Consider the following 25,560-nt stretch of genomic DNA (forward strand, 5'->3'; position numbering starts at 1 on the left):
AATTGGCTCGTTAAGGGAAATTAAAATTTCACGTTCAGGTTAAATCCAAGGGATCTGGCCGTTGGCATGGCATAGTAAAGGTAGCCTTGCCCAGCATTGCTGGTGCCCAGGGTAGATTCCGGATCAAATCCACCGTCAAAAGCTTTGTAGAAGAAGAATAGGTTTCTTCCGATAAAGCTGATGGAAGCTGATCTTACCACGCTATTGCCCAAGAATGAAGTAGGGATGCGGTAAGTGAGGGAAAGTTCTCTCAAGCGAACATTGGTCTGGTCCATGATGTAGTTGGATCCGATGCCGCTCATGGCTCCCCAATACTGCTGGGCAGTAATGGATTGGCTATTGTCAGAGAAAGTACCGTCTTCGTTTTCGATTATTCCGTCCACGATGATCCCTTCTTCCCTATATTCCAAGGTTTTTTTGGATATACCAGCACCGTCCATGGCTGCTTGTGTGGCGGCATACATTTCTCCGCCAAAACGTCCATCAATCAGGAACTTCAGCGTGAAATCCTTATAGCTGAAGGAGTTGTTAAATCCTAGCAGGTAATCTGGCTGGAAGTCGCCGACCTTCACACGTTGGGCCGTTGCCTGAGGCATGCCGTTAGCGGTTAGGATCCACTCACCGGTTTCCGGATCTGTCATGATGTCCGTGGCCCAAATTTCACCGTATCCAGCACCTACTGTGGCGCGGGTTTCGGCAGAACCGGAGTTGTTTACGTTCCACTGACGGTTAAATGCATCCGGCAAGAATTCCTTCAGTTCGTTCCGGTTGTGGGAGAAGTTAACATTGGTATTCCACGTGAAGCGCTCATTCTTGATAGGCGTGCCTCCCAGCATTACTTCCACCCCTTTGTTAGTGATTTCACCTACATTGGTATGCACTTCTGCACGACCTAGTGGATTGACGGCTAAATTGTCTGTTTCCACGATGTCGATCAGATCAGTAGAGCTGATGTCATAGTAAGCAAAGTCAAAGTACAAACGGTTACGCAAGAAGCTACCGTCCAAGCCTATCTCATAGGTTTTGGTAAACTCAGGGCTGAGGTTTTGATCATACCATACCGATGGAATGGTCAAAGTCGTAATGCCCAAGTAGCTGTTGTTTTTGTTCTTAAGGTTGTAGCTGTTTTGCAGTCTCCAAGCAGAAGCATCCTTTCCTACACTCGCCCAGCTACCTCTCAATTTCAAGTAATCCATCAGGGTTTGGTCTGGATCGATAAATTCACTTACCATCAAGGCCAAGTTTACCGATGGATAGAAATATGACCAGCTATTAGAGGGAAGGGTAGAAGTCCAATCGTTTCTTCCCGTTACATCCAAGAATACAATGCCGGCATAATCAAATGATGCTGAAGCATACAAGGAGTTGGTCACCCGCTCTGTAGGGACACCAGCACTGTAATTTACTTGGTCAGCACTACCGATGGTGGTTTTGGTAGGGATCCTCAGGTTTTGGCCGTTTAGGCTCATACCTTGGGAAAGCTGCTGTAAGTGGTTTCCACCGATATTGGCCGTTACCCTTAGCTTCTCGGTGATGTTTTTATCGATCATGAACAAGAAATCCGCATTGGTTTCTTGGTAGCGGTTGTTAGAAAATCCTACTCGGCCGTCAGGGTAAAACCAGTGACCTGGCTGGGTGGCACTTTCAAAACGAATATCGGTCCAGTCTGTACCGATCCTTGCATGGGCAGATAACCAATCTGTAAACTGGTACTGTACTTTGGCAAAGCCGATGAACCTGTTCCGGGTGTCTTCTGCCTTATCATAGTTAAGTGTCCAATAAGGGTTGCTGGCACTTTCGGCATAGTTTCTCACCAAGCCGGTCTCTTCATCACGATAGTCTCTGAAGTCATCCATAATGGCATTTCTTGGGATGCTGTATACCCCGGCCAAAAGACCTTCAGAGCCTTGGTTTACCCGGTTTCGTGTAAATTGGCTGGTATAGGTGGCCTTTGCATCCAGGGATAATTTGCTGGAAAGTTTGGCCGTGGCCCGCAAGTTAAAGTTGTTTCTTTTAAGGAACGAGTTTTCTACCATGGCCTCGTTATACGTGTTGGTATAAGAGAAACGGGCAGAAACTTTTTCATTACCACCGGTTAGGGCCACTGTATTGACGAAGTTACCTCCTGTGTTGAAGAAGTTTTCCACGTTATTCGGTTGGGCGGAATAAGGTTTGGTGGTGCCGTCCCAGTAAAGCTGCTCGCTTCCATCCAATGGTCCACCCCAAGAGCCACCATTGGTACGCAATTCTTCCATTGTCGCTGGCGTTCTGCCTTGGGTACCTTGACCGTATTCGTTTTGGAATTCCGGAAGGAGCATTGGGTTGGAAAATACCGAACTGCTGGAGAAGTCCACGCCGATTCCTTTTCTGTTTTTACCTTTTTTGGTCGTAATCATGATGACCCCATTGGCTGCCCGTGAACCGTACAATGCCGCAGCATTTGGTCCTTTTAGGACGGTCATGGATTCGATATCGTCGGGGTTAAGATCAGAGATACCTGATCCTGTATTGGTACTGGTGTACATGTCGCCACCTTCGCTAGTACTGGAGTTATCCATGGGGATACCGTCCACTACATAAAGCGGTTGGTTACTTTGGGTTAGGGAGTTGTTACCACGGATGATTACCCGTACGCCGGAACCTGGACCTGAGCCTGATTCTGTAATGTTCACCCCGGCCACGCGACCTTTAAGGTTGGACACTGCGCTTGGAGACGCTTTTACGGTTGTGATATCTTCACCGTCTACTTTTTGTACCGCGTAACCAAGGGACTTTTTATCTTTCTCGATACCAAAGGCCGTTACCACTACTTCGCTGAGTTCTTCGGTGTCCTGCTCCAGAACTACATCTATCGTCGTCTGGCTTCCCACAGTTATGGTTTGAGGCGTGTAACCTAAGTATGAATACTTCAAGGTCTGCCCTTCTTCTGTGTTGATGGAATAGTTGCCATCAAAATCTGTGATGGTGCCTTTTGAGGTTCCTACGATAGTAACACTTACTCCCGGAATAGGAGCACCGTCCTCACTGCTGGTAACGGTACCAGTGACTGTTACTTCAGCCATGTTAACTGCGCTTGGGGGTAACTTCCCCGTCATCTCTCCAGCATAAGTGTGCTCAGCCGCAATCGGTTGCAGGAAACTACCGACCAAAGCCAGCATCGCTACTGGTTTGAATAATGGTAAAGATTCGAAGTTCATAAAGTTTTGTTAAGGGTATATAATTAAACATGTCTTTTAATGTATCACCAAGCTTGCTTGATGAACCGTTAGGCTAAGATGACAATGTTTGATATTTACCATTGAAACTATCAAATATTGCCAAATAATAATAGTCGTTCTTACCTGATTAAGAAAAAATTAATCTAAGTTTTCTTTTAACTATTCGTAATGTATGGATTTTTTAAATTATATAGAAATACATTTTATATAAATTTTATTAACATGTTTTGTTTTTGTTAACTTTAAAAACTGAAAACAGTTAGTATTGTCTTAGCGAATAACAATACTTAGCCTATTGACATTTCAAAATATAAATTTGAGTTGTAATAGTGATATTGACTTTTTAAGGAAAATATGTTCTTGGATTTTTCGGCTCGTGTGGATTTACTGAAAATGTGTAAATTAAATCATTGGTGCAGCATTTAAATGTATGTATTAGGTAATTGCTGCCTAGCCACATCATCGATTGTAAAGAGGGATTGGAAAGAACGTCCAGTTTAGGTGGCTGGAAAAAGTGATAATGTTAATTAAATCTACGTTGTTGGATATTTTTGAGGCTAAAATTGAACTGGTAAAAAATCACTTGTTTCGCCATAAGCTGAGTAAGCCAAACAACGGGCCAATGGCCAGGCAGCACATAATGGCCGATAGGGCGAAGGATTCTCGAAGGCTGTTGACCAGTTGAATGCTGACGATGGTAAGGCTATACCCTAGGCAGTTGACGATGGTCAAGGCAGTGCCCTTGTTGTGGTCAGGAGCATTTTTGGCCACCAGGGTCGAAAATAAAGGAGAATCAGCCACCACAGTCAAGCCCCATACGAGCAGAAATACCAAAAATAAGGAGGAGCTGTCTACTAAAAACATTAACGGCGCTATCAAACAACAGATTCCCGAGAAAAAGAGTGCAAGCGAGGCAATTCGTTTTGTCCCCCATCGCTCGGCCACCAATCCAGCCATAATGCACCCCAGACTTCCAATGCCAATGATCAAAAATGACCAAAGGGAAATATGGATTATCTGGTCCGGGTGAAGGGCTTTATACGCTTGTAGCATTACTGGAACGAATGCCCAAAAAGCATAGAGTTCCCACATATGGCCAAAATAACCAAAGGCTGCCGCTCGAAAGGCCGGCTTATGGAAAACGGTAAATGCAGCAGTGGGATTCAGGCGAGGGGCGCGTTTGTGGTAGGGACCATCAGGAACCAGCAGCCAGAGCGATCCCCCTCCCACAACGGCCAAGCTGGAAGTGATGATGATGACGGCCTGCCATGATAATGTCCCCGTAAATGCCTGTAGGAAATGGGGGAATGCAGTCCCCAATACAAGTGCTCCCACCAGAAATCCTAATGACTTCCCCAATCCTTTATCGAAGTAGTCCGCTGCTATTTTCATTCCTACAGGATATATTCCAGCCAAAAAGAAGCCGGTCAGGCCTCTAAGGATAATGAGACTGGTGAGGGTGTTATGATCGAATAGGGTTCCTAAATTGGCGAGGCTTCCGAGCAAAGCACATACGCAAAAGACCTTGGAGGGGGAGAAGCAGTCTGCGAGGGCCAAAAGGGCAAATAAAAATGTACCCCCAATAAAGCCAAGTTGTACCGCAGCCGTAAGGTGGCCCAATGCGCTGCTTTCCAAGCTGAAATTTTTCAGTAAATCAGCCATCACAGCATTGCTGGCAAACCACAAGGAGGTGCAGCAAAACTGGGCGACAACTATCGTAGGAAGGATGGATGTTCGCAGGTTCATGGCTTAAAAGTAGCCAAAAAATTCACTTCTTTTTTCTTTTGCTTGATTTGGCGAGTGGATTAAAGTGGAGGCATTTGTCTACCCAATAGGCAAGTTGCGGTTCGGTATCCACCACTTTTCCATCTACAAAAACGTAACCTTTCATGCTTTTGCCGGTGAAATTCATTTCCATAGATCCGGCCTGTTGCAGGGCTTCTTCATACTGATCTGTGCCAACACGGGCCATGATCCTGTTTTCATGGACACCCATACACATTTTGTCATTGACCATAAAGCATATGCCTCCCATCATCTTTTTGGCTTCAAAAGGTGGCGCTGATCGTGACAGCAAGTTCTCAATACGCTTAGCTAAAAGGGAGTTATAGGCCATTTTTATGGATCTGGTGAAATGTAATTTAACCAAAATCATTTGCTTTTTCAATGGTGAACTCCATTGCAGGTCAAGTATTTTCGGGGCTTTGGGGTTAGGTTAAGCTTTTCAGGATATCCAAGACCTTTTCTCTTTTAAGAATATGCATGCCCAGCCGTTCTTGAGAGATGCCCTCACGAAGGCGATAAGTGTAATGGAGCTGCTGGTCTTTTAAGCTGGCTTCAAAGTACCTGAAAGCGATGTTTTTGCTCTTTTGGAGGTGTTCAGCTACTTCCAAGATGTGAGAGGAGATGAAAAAGGTGCTTCCCGATATGGTCGAAAAGGCCTTAACAATGGACAATGATCCTTCATATGCATCTCTGACATTGGTGCCGCGGAAGAGTTCATCGAAAATGACGAAGACCTGCTGCTTCTGCTGGATTTTTAGGGCCACGTCTTTAATTCTGTTTACTTCTGAATAAAAGTGGCTATGTCCCAGTCCCATGTCATCCGGTAAATTGATCGTGGTGGTGAGCCCTTTGTAGATGGGGGTCTTCATGGATGAAGCAGGAACGGGAAAGCCCAAGTGAGCCAAGTAGACGGCCAAGCCAAGGGATTTTAAAAAAGTGGACTTGCCTGCCATATTGGGGCCGGTTAGAAAACAAATGTTTTGATGCGCTTCTATGCTGATGGAATTTTTTATAGGCTTTTCCAGCAAAGGATGAAATAATTGGGTGACATGTAAGCTTGAGTGTGTAGTTTCGGAGTAGTTTGGCAAGGAAAACTGATGTCGGTTGGCCGTTTTGGCTACCGCCTTAAACGCATCCAAAAGGTATACCGTGTGGATCAGCTCTTGGGTTTCCTGTCGGTATTTTTCCCTAAAAAGATGATCATAACGGTAATGCTTGATATTTCGAGGGCTTGGGCCTAGGGATGTAAGCATGGCTTGGATCGGAGGGTTCTCTAAATAATTGCGGAAAAGGGTGAAGTATGGGCGAAGGCCTAGGGGAACTTTTACGGTTGGTGTTTGTGCCAGTGTTTCCTGTAAGGCCACCAATAAAAAAATTAGTTTTTCAATGCCCGTTTCGATTAGGTATTGATCATTTTTGTTTTTTTGACTTACAAATTTTTTTTGAAAATAACCATCTATGGCGTTGGGCTTCAGTACGGTTTTGTTAAGTCGAAAATAGTGGTCGATGAAGTCCATTTGGCTGGCATTGATGGTCAGTGGCTGTTCATTTTCCATAAAAAAAGCAATGATCCGTTTTCTTGCCTCAAGCTCCTCCAGGTTGTCCAAGGGGGACTGCATCAGTCCTTTGAGTTGCAGTTTGCCTCCAAAAGTCTGGGTTTGGTTAAAAAAAGAAAAAATACTTTGAACGCCAGGCTTGTCACTAAAAAGTTCTAAGTCCTTGGCCGTTTGGGAATCGATCGCAAAAGCCATGAGCAAGAAGGTTTTAGTTGATTTACGTGAGATCCCGTATCAAATGTTTCGTTTTTTGGTATATGAAAAATTTTTGAAACACTGTAGGCATAGCAGGGCACCAAATACGATGCCCTGAATGGTAATAGGTTTATTTACTGTACGTTTCGTTAAAACTTATCATCCAATTGATGTCAAACTTGTCTGTGAGCATGCCAAAGTAGTCGCCCCAAAACGTGTCTTCCATGGGCATGGTGACTTTTCCGTCTTTAGAGAGTTCGCTAAAATAGCGGTCAGCATCCTCTTTGGTGTCTGCTGTGATGGAGATGGAGATGTTATTGCCGACAACGGTGGCCGGCGCCCAGTCTCCACCGGTATCGCTTCCCATCAAAATGGTTTCTAGACCGATGGGCAAGGATACGTGCATGATTTTGTTTTTTTCTTCTTCCGAAAGGGTAACGCCTTCTTGGGGAGGCATGTCGGCAAATTTGCCCATATAGGTGAATTCACCACCAAAAACGGACTTGTAAAAGGTAAAGGCTTCTTCACAGTTGCCTAAAAATGTGAGATAAGGATTGATTGCAGGCATGATGACAATTTGGTTTTGATTAGCGATCATGAATAGGAATACGGAAGTTAAGTTTTCTGTCGGCTAATAGCTAGTTATTTTTCAAGTAAAATAGGTTGTAATGTCTTGTTTGTCAGTAAATCTGGTAATTTTTAACACTTGATTTTACATGTGCGGTGCCCACAAAAACTTATCGCCCCGTAATTTTGTTGTTCCAAAAAATAAAATTACATAAAAAACAAAAAGCCGCATTAGCAATTTCATTTATGGAGAAACAGTTGTTTGATATCGAAGAAGTGAACAGTATTATCCGAAACCGACGCTCAATGTTCGTAGCGCAGTTCAAGGAGAATGATCCTGTAGACGACAGCATCATTGAAGAAATGCTGGAAAACGCCAATTGGGCACCGACGCACAAATTAACGGAGCCGTGGAGGTTTACCGTTTTCAGTGGCGAAGGACTAAAAGAGTTGGCCAGGTTCCAGTCAGCGCTTTATAAAGAAACAGCCGAAAAGAACGGGACTTTCAAGGACGCCGTGTACGAAAAGCTTCAGCAAAATCCCTTGAAGTGCAGTCATGTTATTGCTATCGGTATGAAGCGGCATCAGACTGTAGGTATTCCGGATATGGAAGAAATTGCAGCGGTATCCATGGCCGTCCAAAATATGTACCTCACTGCCAGTGCACATGGCCTGGCAGCATATTGGGGTACGGGAGGGGTTACTTTTTACCCTGAAACCAAAGCTTATTTTGACCTTGGCGAGGATGATTTGTTTATGGGATTTTTCTTCGTCGCCAAGCCAACAATGGAAACTTGGCCTGTCGGTAGAAGGAAGCCTATCGAGGAAAAAGTCACCTGGGTAAGGGAGTAGGTTAAAAGCTAAAAGAGGCTGTCAGTTTAAACTGGCAGCCTCTCTTTGTTAATTATCAATGGAGCCCATGACCCGTTTCATAAAGGTGTTCATGGCTTCTTTTTTGTCCATTCCGTCCTTGATCATTTTATGGACTTCAAGGGTTCCGTAAAGGTTGGAGAGGAGTTCGCCCATGACCTCTATTTCTTGGTCTTTTAAAGAGGAAATCTCCGTCATGTTTTCCAAAAGCTCAATGGTTTCGTTTACCCAATCCTCGTCGTTTTCCTCGATGAACGTCAAGACGTGTTTAATTATCGGCAATCTCATCTATTAGCGCTTTAAGGTTGTCTTCTTTATTTGTTTGTGTTTGATTGACCAATTCACCGCCTTTGAAAGACGCAAAGGTCGGTAGGTTGTTTACTTGGGCCAGTTTACGTGATTCTGGAAGCTTTTCTGCATCCACGTATAAAAACGTAATCCCTTCGTAATCACCTGACAACCGCTTCATTTTAGGTTTCATTATGCGGCAGTTTCCACACCAGGTAGCACCATACTGAACGATCACTTTATCGTTTTCAGCAATGATCTCTTTTAAGTTGTCTTGTTCTAATTCTTGTAACATATCGTTTTTTGATTTAGCTGATTTCTTAATTGCTAACACGAAGGTAATGGCTATAGTTTTTCAAAACCAATTGAAAATATCTATCATCGATTGGTTTTATGTATAGAGGTTGTCGCTGATAAAGGGTATCAAAGCCAATACTACTGCCTGTTCGTAATATTCTTTTCGGTCAATGGTGCCTTTGGTCAGCATGCCGACAGCCCCATTTCCTTGTTTGGAGTTTTCCCGGTCAAAGACTTTGTCATCAGCTTCCCCTAACTCCATGCCGCCTCGAATCAGCTTGCCAATGGCCTCTGGGAGGATAAAAGTAGCCGTTTTGGATTTGCCCACTACTCCGTTTCTGTCCATAATGGTTACCCAAGCAAATGCGGTCATTTCATCGTCCAGATCTTCCACTCCGCCTTCTATGCCCACCCAATAGTCCGCTTCGGGAAAAGTGTTCTTGGCATTTTTTGCCCTGTTGAAAGCGCCGAGGGAGGTTTCTGCATCCCCAAAAGGTTGGTCGCTGACTTCTGAGTTGATGTTTAATCCTTCCACTATGAAGTGATGTGCACTAAATGCCCGTTGAAAACCATTTTCCGTGCATTGGACCTTGACAGGGTTTTTACTGCCGACGACCACAAGGAGCTCTCTTTCCCGTTGTCTTTCAGGCCGGATGTTTTTTCTTTTTGGAAATGCCATGTTGATTATATAAAAATAAAAAAGCCTTTGGATAAGTTCCAAAGGCTTGGATTGGTAAAATTAAGCGATGTTATGATAGACGTTGTTGACGTCATCATCCTCTTCCATGCGTTCAATCATCTTGTTGACTTCTTCTTCTTGCTCTTCTGTAAGCTCCACGGTAGTGGTGGGAAATCGCTGGAAGTCCGCACTGGTAACTTCGATGTTTTTGTCCTCCAAGGCCTTTTGCATATTGCCAAAATCCTCAAATTCAGTGTAAATGAAGATTTCGCCTTCATTTTCATCGATGTCTTCCAGCCCAAAGTCGATCAGCTCCAGCTCCAATTCCTCCATGTCGTGCTCGCCTTTTGGAAAGCGGAAAACGGCTTTGTGGTCAAACATAAAGCTCACCGAACCGGAAGTTCCCAAAGAGCCTCCTCCTTTGGTGAAATAGTGCCTTACATTGGCCACCGTCCGGTTGATGTTATCCGTCGAAGCTTCGACCAGTATCGCAACGCCATGAGGGGCGTAGCCTTCATAAACCACTTCTTCGTAGTTGCTTTGGTCTTTGTTGCTGGCGCGCTTGATGGCGGCTTCGATGCGGTCTTTGGGCATGGCGGCACCCTTGGCGTTCTGCATGACCGTCCTGAGTTTGGGGTTACTGTCCGGGTCTGGCCCTCCCAATTTTACTGCTGTAACGATCTCTTTGCCCAGTCTGGTAAAGACCTTGGACATTTTGCTCCAACGCTTGAATTTCCTCTCTTTTCTAAATTCGAATGCTCTTCCCATATATTTATACTTTTCAGGTGCGTAAAAATAATAAATCTTTTGAATTGCCCCAGCATTACACGAATGCCAAATGGTAATTTGAGTATTAAACTAGGGAGAATAGAACAGGCATTGGGGTGTCCAAAGGGTTCATAATAGGGGCCATGCTCCTGCAGGATCCAGATCTGCTGGATGGTGAAAGTCTATTTTTAACTATTTGTGGTGAAAATCGTACAGTTTGTAGAGGCCTTTAAGAAATTAATTTACCTTTTGAGCGGAAAGCGTTTCTCAGCTGATGGGATGGTTCTGTAAAGTGGTATATGTTAATGGTTTGTGTTGTTCGTTGATGAAATTTCAATAAATAAGTTAGGTTGTTGTATTTTGATAAAAAAATAACGTCAAAAATTATATATTTGTAGTATACGAAAAGCCTTAACAGCCTGTTGTTTTTACAGATGAATAACCCCATATAAATGACCTTTTCTAATCTGATTTTGGGCCGATAAAAGATAAAAGCTATGGAACATGATATCGTAAATAAGCCTATTCCCAACCTACCGGTTTCCAACCGTCCAAAGTTGGTGATTCTTGGGGGAGGTTTTGCAGGACTTAAACTGGCCCGTAAGATGATAAAATCCGAGTACCAAGTGATTTTATTGGATAAGAACAATTACCATCAGTTTCAGCCTTTATTCTATCAGGTGGCCACAGCATCGCTAGAGCCCAGTGCGATTTCCTTTCCATTGCGGCGGGTTTTTCACCACACGCCCAATGTCTCCTTCCGGATGGCAGAGGCGCTTGAAATAGACCAAGAAGGAAAGCGGCTGTATACGAATGTGGGTTATGTGGATTTTGATCAGCTGGTGCTGGCCATGGGAGCAGATACCAATTATTTTGGGATGCAGAATATCATGGAATACGGGACACCGATGAAGACCGTTTCCGAAGCACTTTATGTCAGAAACCGAATCATTTCCAACTACGAAAAAGCGATCAATATCGAAGACGTGGAGCAGCGCAAAGCCCTGATGAACGTGGTGATTGTAGGTGGAGGGCCCACAGGAGTGGAATTGGCCGGTGCCATCGCCGAGTTACGGAACAACGTGTTTCCAAAAGATTATCCCGAGCTTAACTTTAAAAATATGCGCGTGGTGCTGGCTGAGGCAGGTCCTAAGCTTTTGGCAGGCATGTCGCAGCAGTCCAGTGAAAAGGCGGTCGTTTATCTTGACAAACTTGGGGTGGAGATCATGGTCAATGCCGCTGTGGAGGATTATGATGGATTGACCATCAAAATCAAAGACCATGAAAGCTTGGAGACCAAAACGCTTCTATGGGCAGCAGGGGTGAAGCCGAACCATATCAAAGGCCTTAGAGAAGATCAAATGATCCGAAATGGTCGGTTGATCGTGGATCAGTATAATAAGTTGAAAGACACTGAAGGCATTTACGTCATCGGTGACCTGTGCGTGCTCACGGATGATGACTATCCCAAAGGCCATCCGCAAGTGGCCCAAGTAGCCATCCAGCAAGCCGATAACCTGGCCCACAACCTAAAGGCTGTGGCCGATAACCGCTCCATGAAGAAATTCAAGTACAAGGACCTTGGTTCGATGGCTACCGTAGGTAGGAAATTGGCCGTGGTGGATTTGCCATTTATCAAGTTTCAGGGCTTTACGGCGTGGATTACATGGCTGTTTGTCCACCTGATGGCCATCGTGGGTGTGAAGAACAGGATTTTGATCTTTATGGATTGGGCATGGAATTACCTGTCGTTTGATCCGGCCTTGCGACTGCTTATCCGCCCCCGATATGTCAAGCCTAAAGAGCAGGAAGAGCTTGTGGAAGAAAAGCATGATTAGAGAGAAGTATCAAGTAGCAAGAATAGCCTTGCTCATCCGATTTGCAATCTGGATTTCAGGTATTGCGGATTTGTAATCCACCTAATCAAAAACCATGAGGCTGAGTGTGGTGCTGGGTATCTGTCGCTGCACAAAAAAGCGTTGAGCATCTGACGCAATGCACACATGGATTAAAGTAAAAAACATACTGTTCATACAATAAAACAATTCAGAAAATCGTTATTTCAAGTTGTTATAAACACAGTTCATCGTTTTTTTAAAACAATTCGTTTGGTAATCTGTTCATTATGCTGGTAAGGTAAGTGTTGGGTAGTTTCAGGGCTTTTCCACCACGGATGATGGTGTCATAATAGGCCTGATCGGGAAAGATATTGGATACGTTTTGGGATGAAATAAAGGTAAAAGCTCCGACTTCTCCATTTTTTGTTTGGACACTTACTGCTGTAAGATCATAGGTTTTTTCTGAATTCAAAAAATGCGTGACATCCGCCTCTTCAATTTCATAGATGGCACCATACACATTTTCATTTGGGCTGGGGACGATATTGGCACGTGCTGAGCCATCGGGGTTAGGGTGATTAAAGCGAAATCCGTAATGGGGAAGCACTCCGATTCCGATAAGCTTAGGAGGGTGTTGCAGCTTGCCGACAAGGGTGGACTGATCAAGATTGCTGGCATAGCCAAAGTACAGACGTGTGGACATATCAGAGAGCTGTTTTCAATGAAGCTAGTGAAAAAAATGGAGATGTCCATGGTGAGGCAGGTGATATCATTTTGGGTGGACTAAAGATCTAAACAGTTATTCTAGAAATGGGAATGAAGTAGATAAGTAAACTTATCTCCCAAATATGACGAGTCTCAAAGTTTCCACGCGTTAAGTTCCAAGCATACCTAAGACTACATCCAGCATCGTAACCGTATTTGCAATGCGGACTTTCCGGGAGAGGCATTTGTAATGCCACTAAACTTCCATAAATCACATCGGGATAATGAGCACAGCATTAAATACACCATGGTACAGCATAGACCATCTTCAGGTTGGGCGGAGATTTTTCATGAAGCATGATCAGGAGGCTCATGATAAAGCGCTGGCCATAATTCTTAGCCCCGAACAAATGGAAAAAATAGAAGGATTACCGTAAAACATCCATGGAGCGCATGCGTGACCGTAGGGGAAAGGATCAGAGGAGGCCAAAAGAGAGACCATGATTTTTGCCCATTTCTGTCAAACAATGATAGTATCTGTTAATTCTTGCAAAGAAGAACTGATTTGGTCTAGTTTTTTTTGATTTGGCAGCCATTTTGATAACCTAAATGTCAAAAAATCTGTTTAATATTGATTACCCGAATATAACAGTTATTACTATGAAAGAACATGCGATAATTATTTTTCAGGAAAACCCTGTGCCCGGCAAGGTAAAGACCAGGTTGGGCGAGGTTATTGGTAGTGAAAAGGCGGTGGAAGTGTATGAATATTTGCTTCATCATACCCACGAATTGGTGAAGGATTACCCAGCGGATGTGTTTGTGTACTTCCTTGACAAAGTAGATGACGATTATCTCTTGAATGATCAGTACCACCTTGGACTGCAAGGAAAGGGGCTGTTGGGAGAGCGGATGCAGCGGGCTTTTGCAGATGTCCTTGGCAAAGGATATGAAAAGGCGCTTTTTCTTCGCGTAGCGGGCACCATGGAGCTCTCCAATGATATCCTGGACGAGGCATTTGAGGCCTTAAGCTATCAGGATTTGGTAGTGGGACCTGCCCATGACGGTACCATTTACCTCTTAGGAATGAACAAGGTATGTGATAAGGTGTTCGATCACAATGATTGGAAGTCAGATAGTCTGATCCATGAGCTCAGCCAAGAAGCAAAGGAAATGGAACTGGAAATGCACAAACTTCCGGTACTCTATGAAGTAGAACAATATGAGGACCTCAAAAGCCTTAAGGGACTTTTGAACATTCAATAGACATTGCGGAATATTGCAATCAAGGTGCGGCCATCAACCGCACCTTTTTTATTTGTCCAGTTTTTTTGACGCTTCGCCAGCATCAATGATCTTCCCATTGACCAAGCTGATAGAAGGTTGTAATGCCTAGATAACATTAGCATTCCATGAGGCATCCCTTTACGCATCCTTTGACTCCCCGCTTGTTGGATAGGCAAGCGCTCAGGATGCATCCGCCATAATCTCTCCCTTTCAGGCTGAAAGCCTTGCTCAGCACCTCGGTAAATCCCGTCTTGATAATCACTGGGATCAAGCCACTTTTCCAGGGGATGAATGTTGACACGTTCTTATGAAGGAATATTTCTCCCCGTTAAAGGATGGTTTCCACCATGGGCATTGAATGGGTTTTAGTGAGAATTCATGGGGAATAGGGAGGGCAATGCGGCTAAAACCGGCCATGTTGAAGGGGAATTTACCATGGGTAAATCTTTTATTTCCTTTTTCATATCCCAATGCCCATAAAAGAAAAAAGCCTCCCACTTACGTGGGAAGCTTTTCATCGAATTAACAAACTTATGTTAAATAAACTAAACTACTGTTATTCACAGAATTCAGCGTCTTCTACGTTCTCAAAGAACGATTTATCTTTACGTGGCAGGTTGGATTTGCCCATAAGGAATTCATCCACTTTTACAGCTGCTTCACGACCTTCAGAAATGGCCCAAACCACTAGGGATTGGCCTCTTCTCATATCTCCGGCCAAGAACACCTTGTTGTTGGTGCTTTGATATTCCTTAGATTTTGGAAGGCTGTTTTCCATAGCTTCTACGCCAAAAGCTTCCAATAGGCCATTTTGCTTCGGCCCGGTATAGCCGATGGCCAGAAGGGCAAGGTCACAAGGAACAGTCCTTTCGGTGCCTTCCACTTCTACAAACTGCATTCTGCCGTTTTCTTCTTTCCATTCGATGTCTACCAAAACCAGGCCTTTTACATTGCCCTTGTCGTCTTTGGTAAACTCCTTGGTCAATACGGACCAAACCCTTTCGGCACCCTCTTCATGAGAAGTAGTGGTTTTTAGGGTCATGGGCCATTCCGGCCATGGGTTAAGCTGCGCACGTTGCTTTGGTGGCTTTGGCAATAGCTCCAGCTGTGTCACGGAAGCGGCACCGTGGCGGTTGGAAGTGCCGATACAGTCACTACCGGTGTCACCACCACCAATGACGATCACATGCTTACCTTTGGCACTGATCGGGTTGTCACCTTCTCTTTCGCCACTGACTACACGATTTTGCTCGCCCAAGAATTCCATGGCGAAGTGTACACCGTTGAATTCACGGCCTTTGATTTTCAGATCCCTTGGCTCTTGTGCACCCGTGGAGAGTACCACGGCGTCAAATTTGCCCAGGATTTCATCTGCGGTAATGGTTTTGCCGATTTCAGTTCCTGTGGCAAAGTTTACCCCTTCTTCTTCCATCAGCTTCACCCGGCGGTCGATCACCCATTTTTCCATTTTGAAATCCGGGATACCGTATCGCAGCAAACCACCGACCTTTTGGTCTTTTTCGAATAAGGTCACTTCGTGGCCCGCTTGGTTTAGCTGATCTGCAGCAGCCATTCCAGCAGGTCCCGCGCCGATGACAGCCACGGTTTTGCCTGTTCGGGTTTCGGGGATGTTTGGCTTGGCCAAATCATTTTCATAGGCCTTTTCGGCAATGTTCTTTTCGATCAATTCGATCGCCACGGGATCTTTGTTGATCCCCAATACACAGCTGGCCTCACATGGTGCAGGGCAGATCCTTCCGGTAAATTCCGGGAAGTTGTTGGTACTTCTGAGAATGTCCCATGCCTCACCCCATTCTTTGCGGTAGACGGCATCGTTAAATTCCGGGATGATATTGCCCAGTGGGCATCCTTGGTGACAAAAAGGAATGCCGCAATCCATGCACCTGGCTGCCTGGTTGTTCAGGGTTTCAGGCTTGATTGGAATGTGTATATCGTTATAGTCTTTGACCCTTTCGTTTCGGTCTCTATCTGATTCTAGTTCTCTTTTATATTTTAGAAATCCGTCTTTCGCACCCATCTTACACTAACGTTTTTGATTGTTCTTCTTGTTTTTCAGCTCTCTTTTGTAGCACGGCTTTGTAATCCCTCGGGAATACCTTGATGAATTTTTCTTTCTCAGTGTCCCAATTTTCAAGGAATTTGATCGCTGCACTACTGTTGGTAAACTTGTGGTGAAGTTCAAGTTCCTTCTTGATGATCGCAAAATCCTCTTCAGTAAGCGGATCCAGGTCTACCATCTCTTGGTTGATCAGTTTCACGTTTTCCTTGAACAGGTAAGCGACACCGCCGCTCATGCCTGCTGCGAAGTTTTTGCCGATTTCACCCAGGATGATCACTTGGCCACCGGTCATGTATTCACAACCATGGTCGCCGATTCCTTCCACCACGGTTTTCACACCAGAGTTTCGCACACAGAAGCGCTCACCGCCTTTACCGTTGATGTAGGCGTTTCCGGAAGTGGCACCATAGAACGCCACATTACCGATGATGATGTTATCTTCTGCCTTGAAGTTGGCATTGCGACTTGGATAGATCACCAGCTGCCCACCGGAAAGTCCCTTTCCAAAGTAGTCATTGGCTTCTCCTTCCAGCTCAAACGTTACGCCTTGGGCGAGGAACAAACCAAAACTCTGTCCGGCAGAACCGCTAAACTTGAAGTGGATGGTATCATCCGGCAAGCCTGGGCTACCGTAAATCTTAGAGATTTCATTGGATAGCATGGCGCCTACAGAACGGTCGATATTTTTGATCTGGAATTTCTCTTTTACCGAATTGGCTTGCTCTAGGGCCGGTAACGCTGCTTTGATCAGCTTTCTGTCCAGTACCTTCTTCAGTTTGAAATCCTGGTCGATCTGCTTGTAGATACCCACATGTTCAGGGACTTCCACCATGTGGAAAATCGGGCTAAGGTCAAGTTTATCCCACTTCCAGTGGTTCAGGTGACCGGTAGATTTCAGCACATTGGACTGGCCTACCATTTCGTTTACCGTTCTGAAGCCTAGTGATGCCATGATTTCCCGCAGGTCTTCTGCAAGGAACCTGAAGAAGTTCACCACATGGTCAGGATTACCGGTAAAGAGTTTTCTCAGTTCTGGATTCTGGGTGGCAATGCCTACTGGACAAGTGTTCAGGTGGCATTTTCTCATCATGATACAACCTTCTACCACAAGTGCTGCCGTGGAAATACCCCACTCTTCAGCACCCAGCATGGCTGCAATGGCAAGGTCACGTCCAGTTCTTACCTGACCATCTGTTTGCAGCGTTACGCGGCTTCTAAGGTTGTTTTTGACCAACGTCTGATGGGCTTCAGCAAGTCCCAGTTCCCAAGGAAGACCAGCATGCCTGATGGAGCTCAATGGAGATGCTCCAGTACCCCCGTCAGCACCTGAGATCAGGATGACGTCTGATTGGGCTTTGGCCACACCGGCGGCCACCGTACCCACGCCTGCTTGGGATACCAGTTTCACATTGATGCGGGCTTTTCTATTGGCATTTTTCAGGTCATAGATTAGCTGCGCCAAATCCTCAATGGAATAAATATCGTGGTGCGGTGGTGGCGAGATAAGGCCCACTCCTGGAGTGGAGTGCCTTACACGGCCGATCCAGTCGTCCACTTTATGGCCTGGTAGCTGCCCACCTTCACCAGGTTTGGCGCCTTGGGCCATTTTGATCTGTAGTTCCTCGGCATTGGTCAGGTAGTTACTGGTTACCCCAAATCTACCAGAAGCCACCTGCTTGATCGCAGAGCGTTCCCAATCGCCATTTTCTTTTACTTCAAAACGTACTTCATCTTCTCCACCTTCTCCGCTATTGGACTTCGCACCGATCCTGTTCATGGCAATGGCCAAAGTGGAATGGGCCTCATGCGAAATCGATCCAAAGGACATGGCACCTGTCGCAAAACGCTTCATGATGCTTTCTGCAGGTTCTACCTCTTCAATTGGGATGGAGATCCGCTTTTTAAACTCAAACAATCCCCTGATGGTCAGGGCATCTTTGGTTTGGTTATTTACCTTTTCGGCAAATTTCTTATACAGCCCATAGTCGTTATTGGCAGTGGATTTTTGCAGCAAGTGGATGGTTTCTGGATTGAAAAGGTGCTTTTCGCCTCTTCGTTTCCATTGGTAAATCCCACCTGTTTCCAGCCGTGGTCCTTCATAGCCATAAGCGGCATTATGACGCGTCAGCACTTCTTCGGCCAATTCGTCGAAAGAAACACCACTGATACGGCTGATGGTGCCTTTAAAGCATCTTTCAATCACTTCTGGGCCTAATCCGACCGCTTCGAAAATCTGCGCACTCTGGTAGGACTGAAGGGTACTGATTCCCATTTTGGAGAGTACTTTCAGCAGGCCTTTGCCAATGGCAGTTTGGTAATTTTCGAAAAGCTGCTCTTGTTCGTATACTTTGGAAAGTTGTTCGGTCTCGTTCAGGTGAACCAATGTTTCCAATGCCAAGTAAGGGTTGATGGCACTCGCACCATATCCGATTACCGTGGCAAAGTGATGGGTTTCCTTGATGTCTCCCGCTTCCACTACCAAACCTGCTTTGGTCCTCATCTTGGTGTTTACCAAGTGATGGTGCACGGCACCAATGGCCAATAGCGAAGGAATGGGAGCGATGCCCTCATACGTATTTCGGTCAGAGATGATCAAGATGTTATAGTCATCGTTGATCGCATCGACAGCATCTTGGCATAGCTTGTCCAAGGCTTCCAGCATTCTTCCTGGCTTATGATCTGCCACAAAGTGCGCATAGAGGGTCTTGGCCCTGTAGCCTTTGCTTTCCAAGTGTTTGATTTTTTCCAAATCCTCATTCAGCAAAAGGGGCTGTGAAATGTGGATCTGGCGGGTATGAAGAGAACTTTCTTCAAGGATATTATAACTCTCGCCCAGTCGGGTAAAGAGTGACATCACCAAACGCTCCCGAATAGGGTCGATCGGGGGGTTACTTACCTGTGCGAAGAGTTGCTTAAAGTAATTGGAAATGTGCTGACTCTGTTTGGAAAGCACTGCAGGAGGTGTATCAGCACCCATAGAGCCCAATGGCTCGTATGCGGTGTCCCCCATTGGGGCCAAGATGGTGTTTACATCCTCTGTGGTAAATCCAAATACAGACTGCCGTTGTTTGATGTTTTGTGTATTATAAGGCTGAGATAGCTTCTTGGGAGTAGGCATTAACCTCAGCTTCAGGCGTTCTTTTCTTACCCAAGCATCATAAGGCTTGTTTTCGCAAACTTCCGCCTTCACCTCTTCGTCAAACATCACCTTGCCTTTTTCAAGGTCTGCAAGGATCATTCTGCCGGGGCTGATACGTCCTTTTTCGGTGACAGTAGCTTCGCGGATGGGCAAGGCTCCTGCTTCGGAAGAAAGGATCAATCGGTCATCACTGGTGGTGAAGTATCGCAATGGTCGCAGTCCGTTTCGGTCAAGGGTAGCACCGAGAGACTTCCCATCTGTAAACAGCAAGGCTGCAGGACCATCCCACGGCTCCATTAGTGCAGCGTGGAACTTATAGAATGCCTTTTTGGCCTTGTTCATGGTTTTGTTGTCCTGCCAAGATTCTGGCACCAACATCATCATCACATGCGGTAATGATCGTCCACTAAGGGTCAACAGCTCTACCATCGCATCCAAGTTGGCTGAATCCGAATAGGTGGAGTTGGTTACGGGCATCAGTTTGTCCAGTTCCGCATCCGTGAACAAGGAAGATTTCATCAAGTACTCCTTGGAGCGCATTTTGTTCAGGTTACCACGGATGGTATTGATCTCTCCGTTATGGGAGAGGTACCTGAACGGTTGCGCCAACCTCCAGTTAGGGAAGGTATTGGTCGAGAACCTGGAGTGCACCAATGCCAAGGCAGAGGTGATTTTATTGTTTTGGAGATCCTTATAGAACGGTAATACTTGGTCAGTTCTCAACTGGCCTTTGTAAATAATCGTTCTGGAACTGAAACTGGCAAAGTAAAAGGACATGTTCACTCCTGGGATTGTGGAGTTGATTTCCTTGGTAGCATAGTTTCTCAGGACGTAGATTTTACGCTCTAGGGCGGCACCTACAAGTCCATCCTTATGTCTTACAAAAAGCTGCTCGATATTAGGCATTACTTCTAATGCACCAGATCCCGGAACGGTTTCATCCACAGGAACCGTTCGGTAACCGATAAGCTCAAAATCCATTTCTTCCAGGATTTTGTTGAGCAAAGCTTTTGATTTTTTATGTAGCTGTTTGTTCTTAGGGAAAAATGTCATGCCTACGCCATAGCTTCCTTCTTCAGGCAGCTCAAAGCCGGCACGATGGGTTACTATCTTTAGAAAATCGTGGGGTACTTGAATCAAAATGCCCGCTCCATCACCGGTCTTAGGATCACTGCCTCTTCCTCCTCTGTGCTCCATATTGCTCAGCATAAATAGCGCGTCGCTGATCGTCTCATGGCTTTTCACGCCCTTCACATTGATCACGGCGCCAATCCCACAGGCGTCATGCTCAAACTGTGAACGGTATAATCCTTCATTCATAGTTAGTGTTATTTAATATAGGTTTGTAAATTCGATTGAATAAATTACAAAGAATTTTTCTTTTTTTAAAATCTCGGCAACAAAAGAACGAAAAAAATGCATTAATAACCAAATTGCCCCTTGATTTTTAAAATTATTAAAATGAAAATTTGAGAGTGGTGGGAGGTGAGTAATGATAATTTTATGTAAAAATCATTGAAATAGGTTTTATTTTTAAGTGTTTTTATTAAAAAAAATGCAAAACAATTGAAATCAGGTTTAAAAAATCGAATTTCCAGTTTTTTTGTTCAAAATTGATTTTTTTGCAAAAAAATCCACCGTTAAGTCTCGACAAAGAAATTATTGTCAAAAATGTAAAAAAAACCTAATTGTATTGAAATGTGTCAGAATGCCGGAGAAAAGTCACCGACTTTTGTAGGTTTGGGCACGATTTGGGAATGGTCAAATTGGATTGCAAAATGGTTGAAAGGAACACCCGATGGGTTTACCTAATCCTCATTATGAGCAGCACCTTTGGCTTCTTCGCGTTCCAGGTGCACCTTTACTTTCTTGATCCTTCTGGCATCCACCGCCATGATGGTGAATGTGAAGTATTCGAACTGGATCTTGGTGCCGGTATTGGGGAATTTGGCGTTTAGCTCCAGCAGCAGACCTCCCAGCGATTCACTGTCCCCCTTGACTTCGTCAAATATCTGCGAGTCCAGTTCCAGTTTTTTACAAAAATCGTTCAGGGATACCTTTCCTTCAAAAACAAAGGTGCTGTCGTCGATTTGCTTGTAAAAAATATCGTCATCGTCGTCAAATTCGTCATTGATTTCCCCGATGATTTCTTCGATCAGGTCTTCCAAGGTTACCAGCCCTGAGGTGCCACCATATTCGTCTACTACAATGGCCATGTGGACACGTTTGTTTTGGAAGTCCTTGAGCAGTGCATCTACTTTTTTGTTTTCCGGCACAAAGAAACCTTTTCTGGTCAAGGTCTGCCATTGGAAATCCTCGTCCTTTTCGATATGCGTGAGGAGGTCCTTGATGTAGAGGATGCCTTCGATATTGTCAATGGTCTCACGGTAAACCGGAATCCTGGAATAGCCGCTTTTGTTGATCTTGTCCATAAGTTCATGGAAATCCATCTCTACATCCACGGCGGTAATGTCCATTCGGGAGCACATCACCTGTTTTACTGAAAGGGTACCGAAATTAACAATCCCCTTAAAGATGTCTTTTTCTCCTTCCGTGGTGTTTTCGGAAGTGATTTCCAAGGCTTGGTGAAGTTCGTTGACAGAAAGGGTATATCCTTTTCGCTCGATCCTTCTTTCGATGATATTGCTGATAGCCATTAAGAATGAAGAAAGTGGCGCCAAAATGATCGAGAAGAAATTCAGGGTCTTGGCCATCAACTTACTGAAGGTAACACGGGCGTTATTGGCGTACACTTTGGGCACAATTTCCCCGAAAAAAACGATGGCAAAGGTAATGCCCACGGTCTGGATCAGGACCACGACAATCCCTGTGGCATTGGAGCCAAAGAGGGTCAAGGTAAAGAAAGTCGTCAAGGTCACGATGCCTATATTGATCATATTATTGAGGATCAATATGGTGCTGAGCAGCCGCTGAGGAGCCTCTATCAGGCGGATGACCAAGGCCGATTTTTCATCCGATTCTGTATTGAGCAAATTGAGATCGTCGTGTGAAAGCGAAAAATAGGCCACTTCTGAACCGGAGACCAAGGCTGATCCCAATAACAGAAAAAGAAAAATAAGGCTGTTGGTAATGATATAGCCGGCCGAAACCTGGTTGATTTCAGCCAGCAATAAAATACTCGGGTATGGATCGTCCATTAAATGATTCAAATGTTGATTGGCAAAAATAATGATTTATCCATTACAAATCTCATACTGACGGTATTAGAATGGCAAATCATCCTCTCCGTCATCGATATTACCTCCAGATGATGGCATGGAGGCAGCAGGTTGGGCCTTATTGGGCGTGGATTGGTCAGCCTGTCCAGCATTGCTGGAATTGCCACCAGGAGCCCCTCCGTCCATATTTCTAGAGCCCAGCATGGTAAAGCTCAGCACCCGGATCCTGACTTTTTTACGGTTATTCCCTTGTTCGTCTTGCCAAGTGTCTGATTTGATTTTTCCTTCTACGAAAATCTGGCTGCCTTTTCTCAGGTACTGTTCCGCTACTTTGGCTTGGCCGTCCCACATTTCAAGGTCATGCCATTCGGTATTTTCTACGCGATTTCCGTTTCGGTCTTTATAGGCTTCTGTTGTTGCTAGTGTCACATTGGCCACCACACTGCCACTTTCCAAATGCCTCACTTCAGGGTCTCTTCCGAGGTTGCCAACTAAAATTACTTTGTTTACACCGGCCATAATTTACTGTTTGTATTCCGTTTAAAATGTTAGTTTCCTGATCACTCCGGGGATGCACATGGTTACATAAGGATCCAAGGAGCAAACATGTTTATCTAAATTAAGGATTATTTTTGATCGTTCAAATAGCGCACGATCAGTTGTGGTTTTCCCAAAGCCTCCAGTTGAGCTGCATCGCAGCAATGGTAACCTTTGCTGTCCGCCCATTTTTTCACTTCATCGAGCTTCTCGGCTGCTATGGTTAACGAGACAAAGTTTGAAAAAATTTTTTGATGGGACAGTATATGTTTGTAGGTCTTTTCATTTTTATAATCCACAATCGGTTTAAATGCCTGAAGCTCTTGAAACAATGTTGAATGTTCCAGCTCAATCTTCTCAGGGGCAGAAAATTCCACTAAGGGGAAATCCGTGAGGCCTTGCCAAATGTCCTTTGGGCCACGCGTTTTGACGATTTTATGCGGGCCACAGTTGATTTCATGGTACAAAAAGGCGCGGGTAGTTACTTTTGTCTTTTTGATTTTGACCGGAAGGGCTTCCACTTGGCCATGTGCATAGGCATAGCAGCTGTCCTGTAGCGGGCATTGGTCGCAATTGGCCTTTTTGGGGGTACATTGGAGGGCGCCAAATTCCATGATGGCCTGGTTGTATTCGTCCGGTTGCTGGGCTGGGATGAGTTCATCGGCGAGTTCTTGGAACTGTCTTTTCCCTTTAGGGCTGCTGATATCCGTGTCCAGGCCAAAATAGCGGCTAAGAACCCTGAAGACATTGCCGTCCAGTACGGCGACTTTTTCTTTGAAGGCAAAGGAAGCAATTGCTGCAGCGGTATACTGGCCGACGCCCTTAAGCTTCAGGAGGCTGCGGTAATTGTCTGGAAAGTTTCCGCCAAACTCTTCGACCACCTGCTGTGCGCAATGGTGCAGGTTTCTGGCCCGGCTGTAATAGCCCAGCCCTTGCCAGCGCCTAAGCACATCTTCTACTGGAGCATTGGCGAGGTCATGTACTGTGGGATAATGCTTAACAAATTCTTCAAAGTAGGGGAGACCTTGGGCGACCCTGGTCTGTTGTAGAATAATTTCTGATAGCCAAATGATGTATGGATTTTGGGTGTTTCTCCATGGCAGATCCCTTTTGTTTTGGGGGTACCAATGCAGTAGCTTTTTGGGAAAATGGCTGAAAGTCAAAACTTTTGGAATTTTATGGATTAAGTTTTCGTTGAACAAAAGACGCTAATTTTCGTCATTTTGTTTTTATATTGAAAACCATCATTTAAATTTGCAGTCCCAAAATTAGTTGGTTAATAGATTGTTAAGCAATTTAATCAAATTAAAATTTAAATACAGTGACTAAAGCAGAGGTAATTACCAAGATTTCGGACAAGACAGGAATTCAGAAGGACGATGTAACTCAAACCATTGAGGCATTCTTCAAAGTAGTAAAAGATTCCATGTCTGAGGGAGAGAATATTTATGTGAGGGGATTCGGTAGCTTCATCAACAAGAAGCGAGCTAAAAAGATCGCCAGAAACATCAGCAAAAACACTGCTATCGTAATCGATGAGCATTATGTGCCGGCCTTCAAGCCTTCCAAAGTGTTTATTGACAAAATCAAAAACAGTAAAAAAGTTAAAGAGGTAGCTTTTCAGGAATAATCCTGAGCTGAACGAGACTGTATGAAAAAGACGCAAATCATCCTGGTCGTTGTGGTCGTTGTTGTTGTAGGGATATTGTATTCCCTGCCACGAGTGGTGGTCGACAACGAAGAAAACAATGAAAACATCGGTCAGGAGGATGTTGCGGCATCCGATTCGGTGGTGCAGGCACACGATGTCCAGATTCCAGAAACGGAACGTGGGACCGTTAGTGGTCTGATAGCCAATTTGGAAAACGCAGAAAGTAAAGAAAATTTTACTATCTTTGCAGATTCATTAGCTGCTTTTTACCAAAAAGCCGGAATGTACGACAGTGCCGCCTATTATTTGGGCAAAGGAGCTGACAAGTTTTCGGATTTGGTGCTGAAAGAAAAAGCAGGTAATGCCTATTACGAAGCATATGGCTTCGCAATGAATCAGGAAAAGATGAACATGCTGGCCGAAAAGACCAGAAGTTACCTGAACCAAGTACTGGAAGCGCATCCCGACCGCCTCGACTTGAAGACCAAGGTGGCCATGACGTATGTTTCTTCTTCCAATCCCATGCAGGGAATCATGATGATTCGCGAAGTGCTGGAGGAGGATCCCGAAAACGAAGAGGCCCTTTACAATATGGGCGTACTTTCCATGCAGTCAGGGCAATACAAGCGGGCCGTGGAACGTTTTGAGACCTTGGTGGGTTATTATCCTGAAAACATTCAAGGGCAGTTTTACCTGGGTGTGAGCTACTTTGAATCGAAGCAAAAGAAAAAAGCAAAAAACCAGTTTCAGAAGGTTAAAGACATGACAGAAGATCCGATGATCTTATCGAGTGTGGATAATTATCTGGGACAACTATAAAAAATTGTTAAACTTAAATCCATAAGATTATGCCTTGCGGTAAAAAAAGAAAAAGACATAAGATCTCTACGCACAAGCGTAAGAAAAGACTGAGAAAAAACA

Annotated in this window: 20 protein-coding genes; 5 read left to right on the top strand and 15 right to left on the bottom strand. The window is 44.8% G+C overall.

Features of this window, described 5'->3' with window-relative positions; all coding sequences use genetic code 11:
- Positions 1-20: 20 nt before the first annotated feature.
- The 5 genes from ECHVI_RS05990 to ECHVI_RS06010 all read right to left on the bottom strand — a co-directional run bounded on the left by ECHVI_RS05990 (position 21) and on the right by ECHVI_RS06010 (position 7,322).
- Positions 21-3,197, bottom strand: a complete 3,177-nt coding sequence (locus ECHVI_RS05990) for a SusC/RagA family TonB-linked outer membrane protein (RefSeq protein WP_015265065.1) — start codon at positions 3,195-3,197, stop codon at positions 21-23.
- A 600-nt stretch (positions 3,198-3,797) separates the two neighbouring features.
- Positions 3,798-4,964 carry an MFS transporter gene (locus ECHVI_RS05995; RefSeq protein WP_015265066.1) on the bottom strand — a complete coding sequence of 389 codons (1,167 nt, stop codon included), beginning with the start codon at positions 4,962-4,964 and terminating at the stop codon, positions 3,798-3,800.
- Between the two features lie 22 nt (positions 4,965-4,986).
- Complete coding sequence (locus tag ECHVI_RS06000) at positions 4,987-5,373, bottom strand: TfoX/Sxy family protein (protein WP_015265067.1); 387 nt, start codon at positions 5,371-5,373, stop codon at positions 4,987-4,989.
- Between the two features lie 55 nt (positions 5,374-5,428).
- Positions 5,429-6,754 carry a MutS-related protein gene (locus tag ECHVI_RS22910; protein WP_015265068.1) on the bottom strand — a complete coding sequence of 442 codons (1,326 nt, stop codon included), beginning with the start codon at positions 6,752-6,754 and terminating at the stop codon, positions 5,429-5,431.
- Between the two features lie 130 nt (positions 6,755-6,884).
- Positions 6,885-7,322, bottom strand: a complete 438-nt coding sequence (locus tag ECHVI_RS06010; RefSeq protein WP_041739530.1) for a VOC family protein — start codon at positions 7,320-7,322, stop codon at positions 6,885-6,887.
- Positions 7,323-7,567: 245 nt separating this feature from the next.
- Here ECHVI_RS06010 and ECHVI_RS06015 point away from each other — a divergent pair, with 245 nt between their 5' ends.
- Positions 7,568-8,173: a nitroreductase family protein gene (locus ECHVI_RS06015; RefSeq protein WP_015265070.1), complete on the top strand. Its 606-nt coding sequence runs from the start codon at positions 7,568-7,570 to the stop codon at positions 8,171-8,173.
- Between the two features lie 48 nt (positions 8,174-8,221).
- Here ECHVI_RS06015 and ECHVI_RS06020 read toward each other — a convergent pair whose 3' ends face one another.
- From ECHVI_RS06020 to ECHVI_RS06035, 4 genes are all read right to left on the bottom strand, one after another.
- Positions 8,222-8,479 carry a DUF6952 family protein gene (locus tag ECHVI_RS06020; protein ID WP_015265071.1) on the bottom strand — a complete coding sequence of 86 codons (258 nt, stop codon included), beginning with the start codon at positions 8,477-8,479 and terminating at the stop codon, positions 8,222-8,224.
- A complete protein-coding gene (locus tag ECHVI_RS06025; RefSeq protein WP_015265072.1) occupies positions 8,460-8,774 on the bottom strand; it encodes a thioredoxin family protein in 315 nt (104 codons plus the stop codon). The genes ECHVI_RS06020 and ECHVI_RS06025 overlap by 20 nt, the downstream gene beginning before the upstream one ends.
- Positions 8,775-8,870: 96 nt before the next feature.
- Positions 8,871-9,455, bottom strand: coding sequence for an inosine/xanthosine triphosphatase (gene yjjX, locus ECHVI_RS06030; RefSeq protein WP_015265073.1), 585 nt, complete (start codon positions 9,453-9,455; stop codon positions 8,871-8,873).
- 60 nt (positions 9,456-9,515) lie between these two features.
- On the bottom strand, positions 9,516-10,223 hold the full coding sequence (locus tag ECHVI_RS06035) for a YebC/PmpR family DNA-binding transcriptional regulator (protein WP_015265074.1): 708 nt from the start codon (positions 10,221-10,223) through the stop codon (positions 9,516-9,518).
- Positions 10,224-10,720: 497 nt separating this feature from the next.
- Between ECHVI_RS06035 and ECHVI_RS06040 the strand changes: the two genes are divergently transcribed.
- The gene (locus tag ECHVI_RS06040) at positions 10,721-12,061 is read left to right on the top strand and encodes an NAD(P)/FAD-dependent oxidoreductase (RefSeq protein WP_015265075.1); all 1,341 of its coding nucleotides are present in this window, start codon (positions 10,721-10,723) and stop codon (positions 12,059-12,061) included.
- 256 nt (positions 12,062-12,317) lie between these two features.
- Here the strand turns inward: ECHVI_RS06040 and ECHVI_RS06045 are convergent, their stop codons facing one another.
- Positions 12,318-12,764 carry a gamma-glutamylcyclotransferase family protein gene (locus ECHVI_RS06045; protein ID WP_015265076.1) on the bottom strand — a complete coding sequence of 149 codons (447 nt, stop codon included), beginning with the start codon at positions 12,762-12,764 and terminating at the stop codon, positions 12,318-12,320.
- A gap of 662 nt (positions 12,765-13,426) precedes the next feature.
- Between ECHVI_RS06045 and ECHVI_RS06050 the strand changes: the two genes are divergently transcribed.
- Positions 13,427-14,032, top strand: a complete 606-nt coding sequence (locus ECHVI_RS06050) for a TIGR04282 family arsenosugar biosynthesis glycosyltransferase (protein ID WP_015265077.1) — start codon at positions 13,427-13,429, stop codon at positions 14,030-14,032.
- Positions 14,033-14,609: 577 nt separating this feature from the next.
- Here ECHVI_RS06050 and ECHVI_RS06060 read toward each other — a convergent pair.
- From ECHVI_RS06060 to mutY, 5 genes are all read right to left on the bottom strand, one after another.
- Positions 14,610-16,091: a glutamate synthase subunit beta gene (locus ECHVI_RS06060; protein ID WP_015265078.1), complete on the bottom strand. Its 1,482-nt coding sequence runs from the start codon at positions 16,089-16,091 to the stop codon at positions 14,610-14,612.
- Position 16,092: 1 nt separating this feature from the next.
- Positions 16,093-20,592 carry a glutamate synthase large subunit gene (gene gltB, locus ECHVI_RS06065; RefSeq protein ID WP_015265079.1) on the bottom strand — a complete coding sequence of 1,500 codons (4,500 nt, stop codon included), beginning with the start codon at positions 20,590-20,592 and terminating at the stop codon, positions 16,093-16,095.
- A gap of 488 nt (positions 20,593-21,080) precedes the next feature.
- A complete protein-coding gene (gene gldE, locus ECHVI_RS06070) occupies positions 21,081-22,430 on the bottom strand; it encodes a gliding motility-associated protein GldE (protein WP_015265081.1) in 1,350 nt (449 codons plus the stop codon).
- A gap of 66 nt (positions 22,431-22,496) precedes the next feature.
- On the bottom strand, positions 22,497-22,970 hold the full coding sequence (locus tag ECHVI_RS06075; protein ID WP_015265082.1) for a single-stranded DNA-binding protein: 474 nt from the start codon (positions 22,968-22,970) through the stop codon (positions 22,497-22,499).
- 107 nt (positions 22,971-23,077) lie between these two features.
- Complete coding sequence (gene mutY, locus ECHVI_RS06080) at positions 23,078-24,151, bottom strand: A/G-specific adenine glycosylase (RefSeq protein ID WP_015265083.1); 1,074 nt, start codon at positions 24,149-24,151, stop codon at positions 23,078-23,080.
- Positions 24,152-24,309: 158 nt separating this feature from the next.
- Here mutY and ECHVI_RS06085 point away from each other — a divergent pair, with 158 nt between their 5' ends.
- Positions 24,310-24,618 carry an HU family DNA-binding protein gene (locus tag ECHVI_RS06085; protein ID WP_015265084.1) on the top strand — a complete coding sequence of 103 codons (309 nt, stop codon included), beginning with the start codon at positions 24,310-24,312 and terminating at the stop codon, positions 24,616-24,618.
- 21 nt (positions 24,619-24,639) lie between these two features.
- On the top strand, positions 24,640-25,458 hold the full coding sequence (locus ECHVI_RS06090) for a tetratricopeptide repeat protein (RefSeq protein ID WP_015265085.1): 819 nt from the start codon (positions 24,640-24,642) through the stop codon (positions 25,456-25,458).
- Positions 25,459-25,560 lie beyond the last annotated feature (102 nt).

The organism is Echinicola vietnamensis DSM 17526 (genome assembly GCF_000325705.1).
GTDB lineage: Bacteria > Bacteroidota > Bacteroidia > Cytophagales > Cyclobacteriaceae > Echinicola > Echinicola vietnamensis.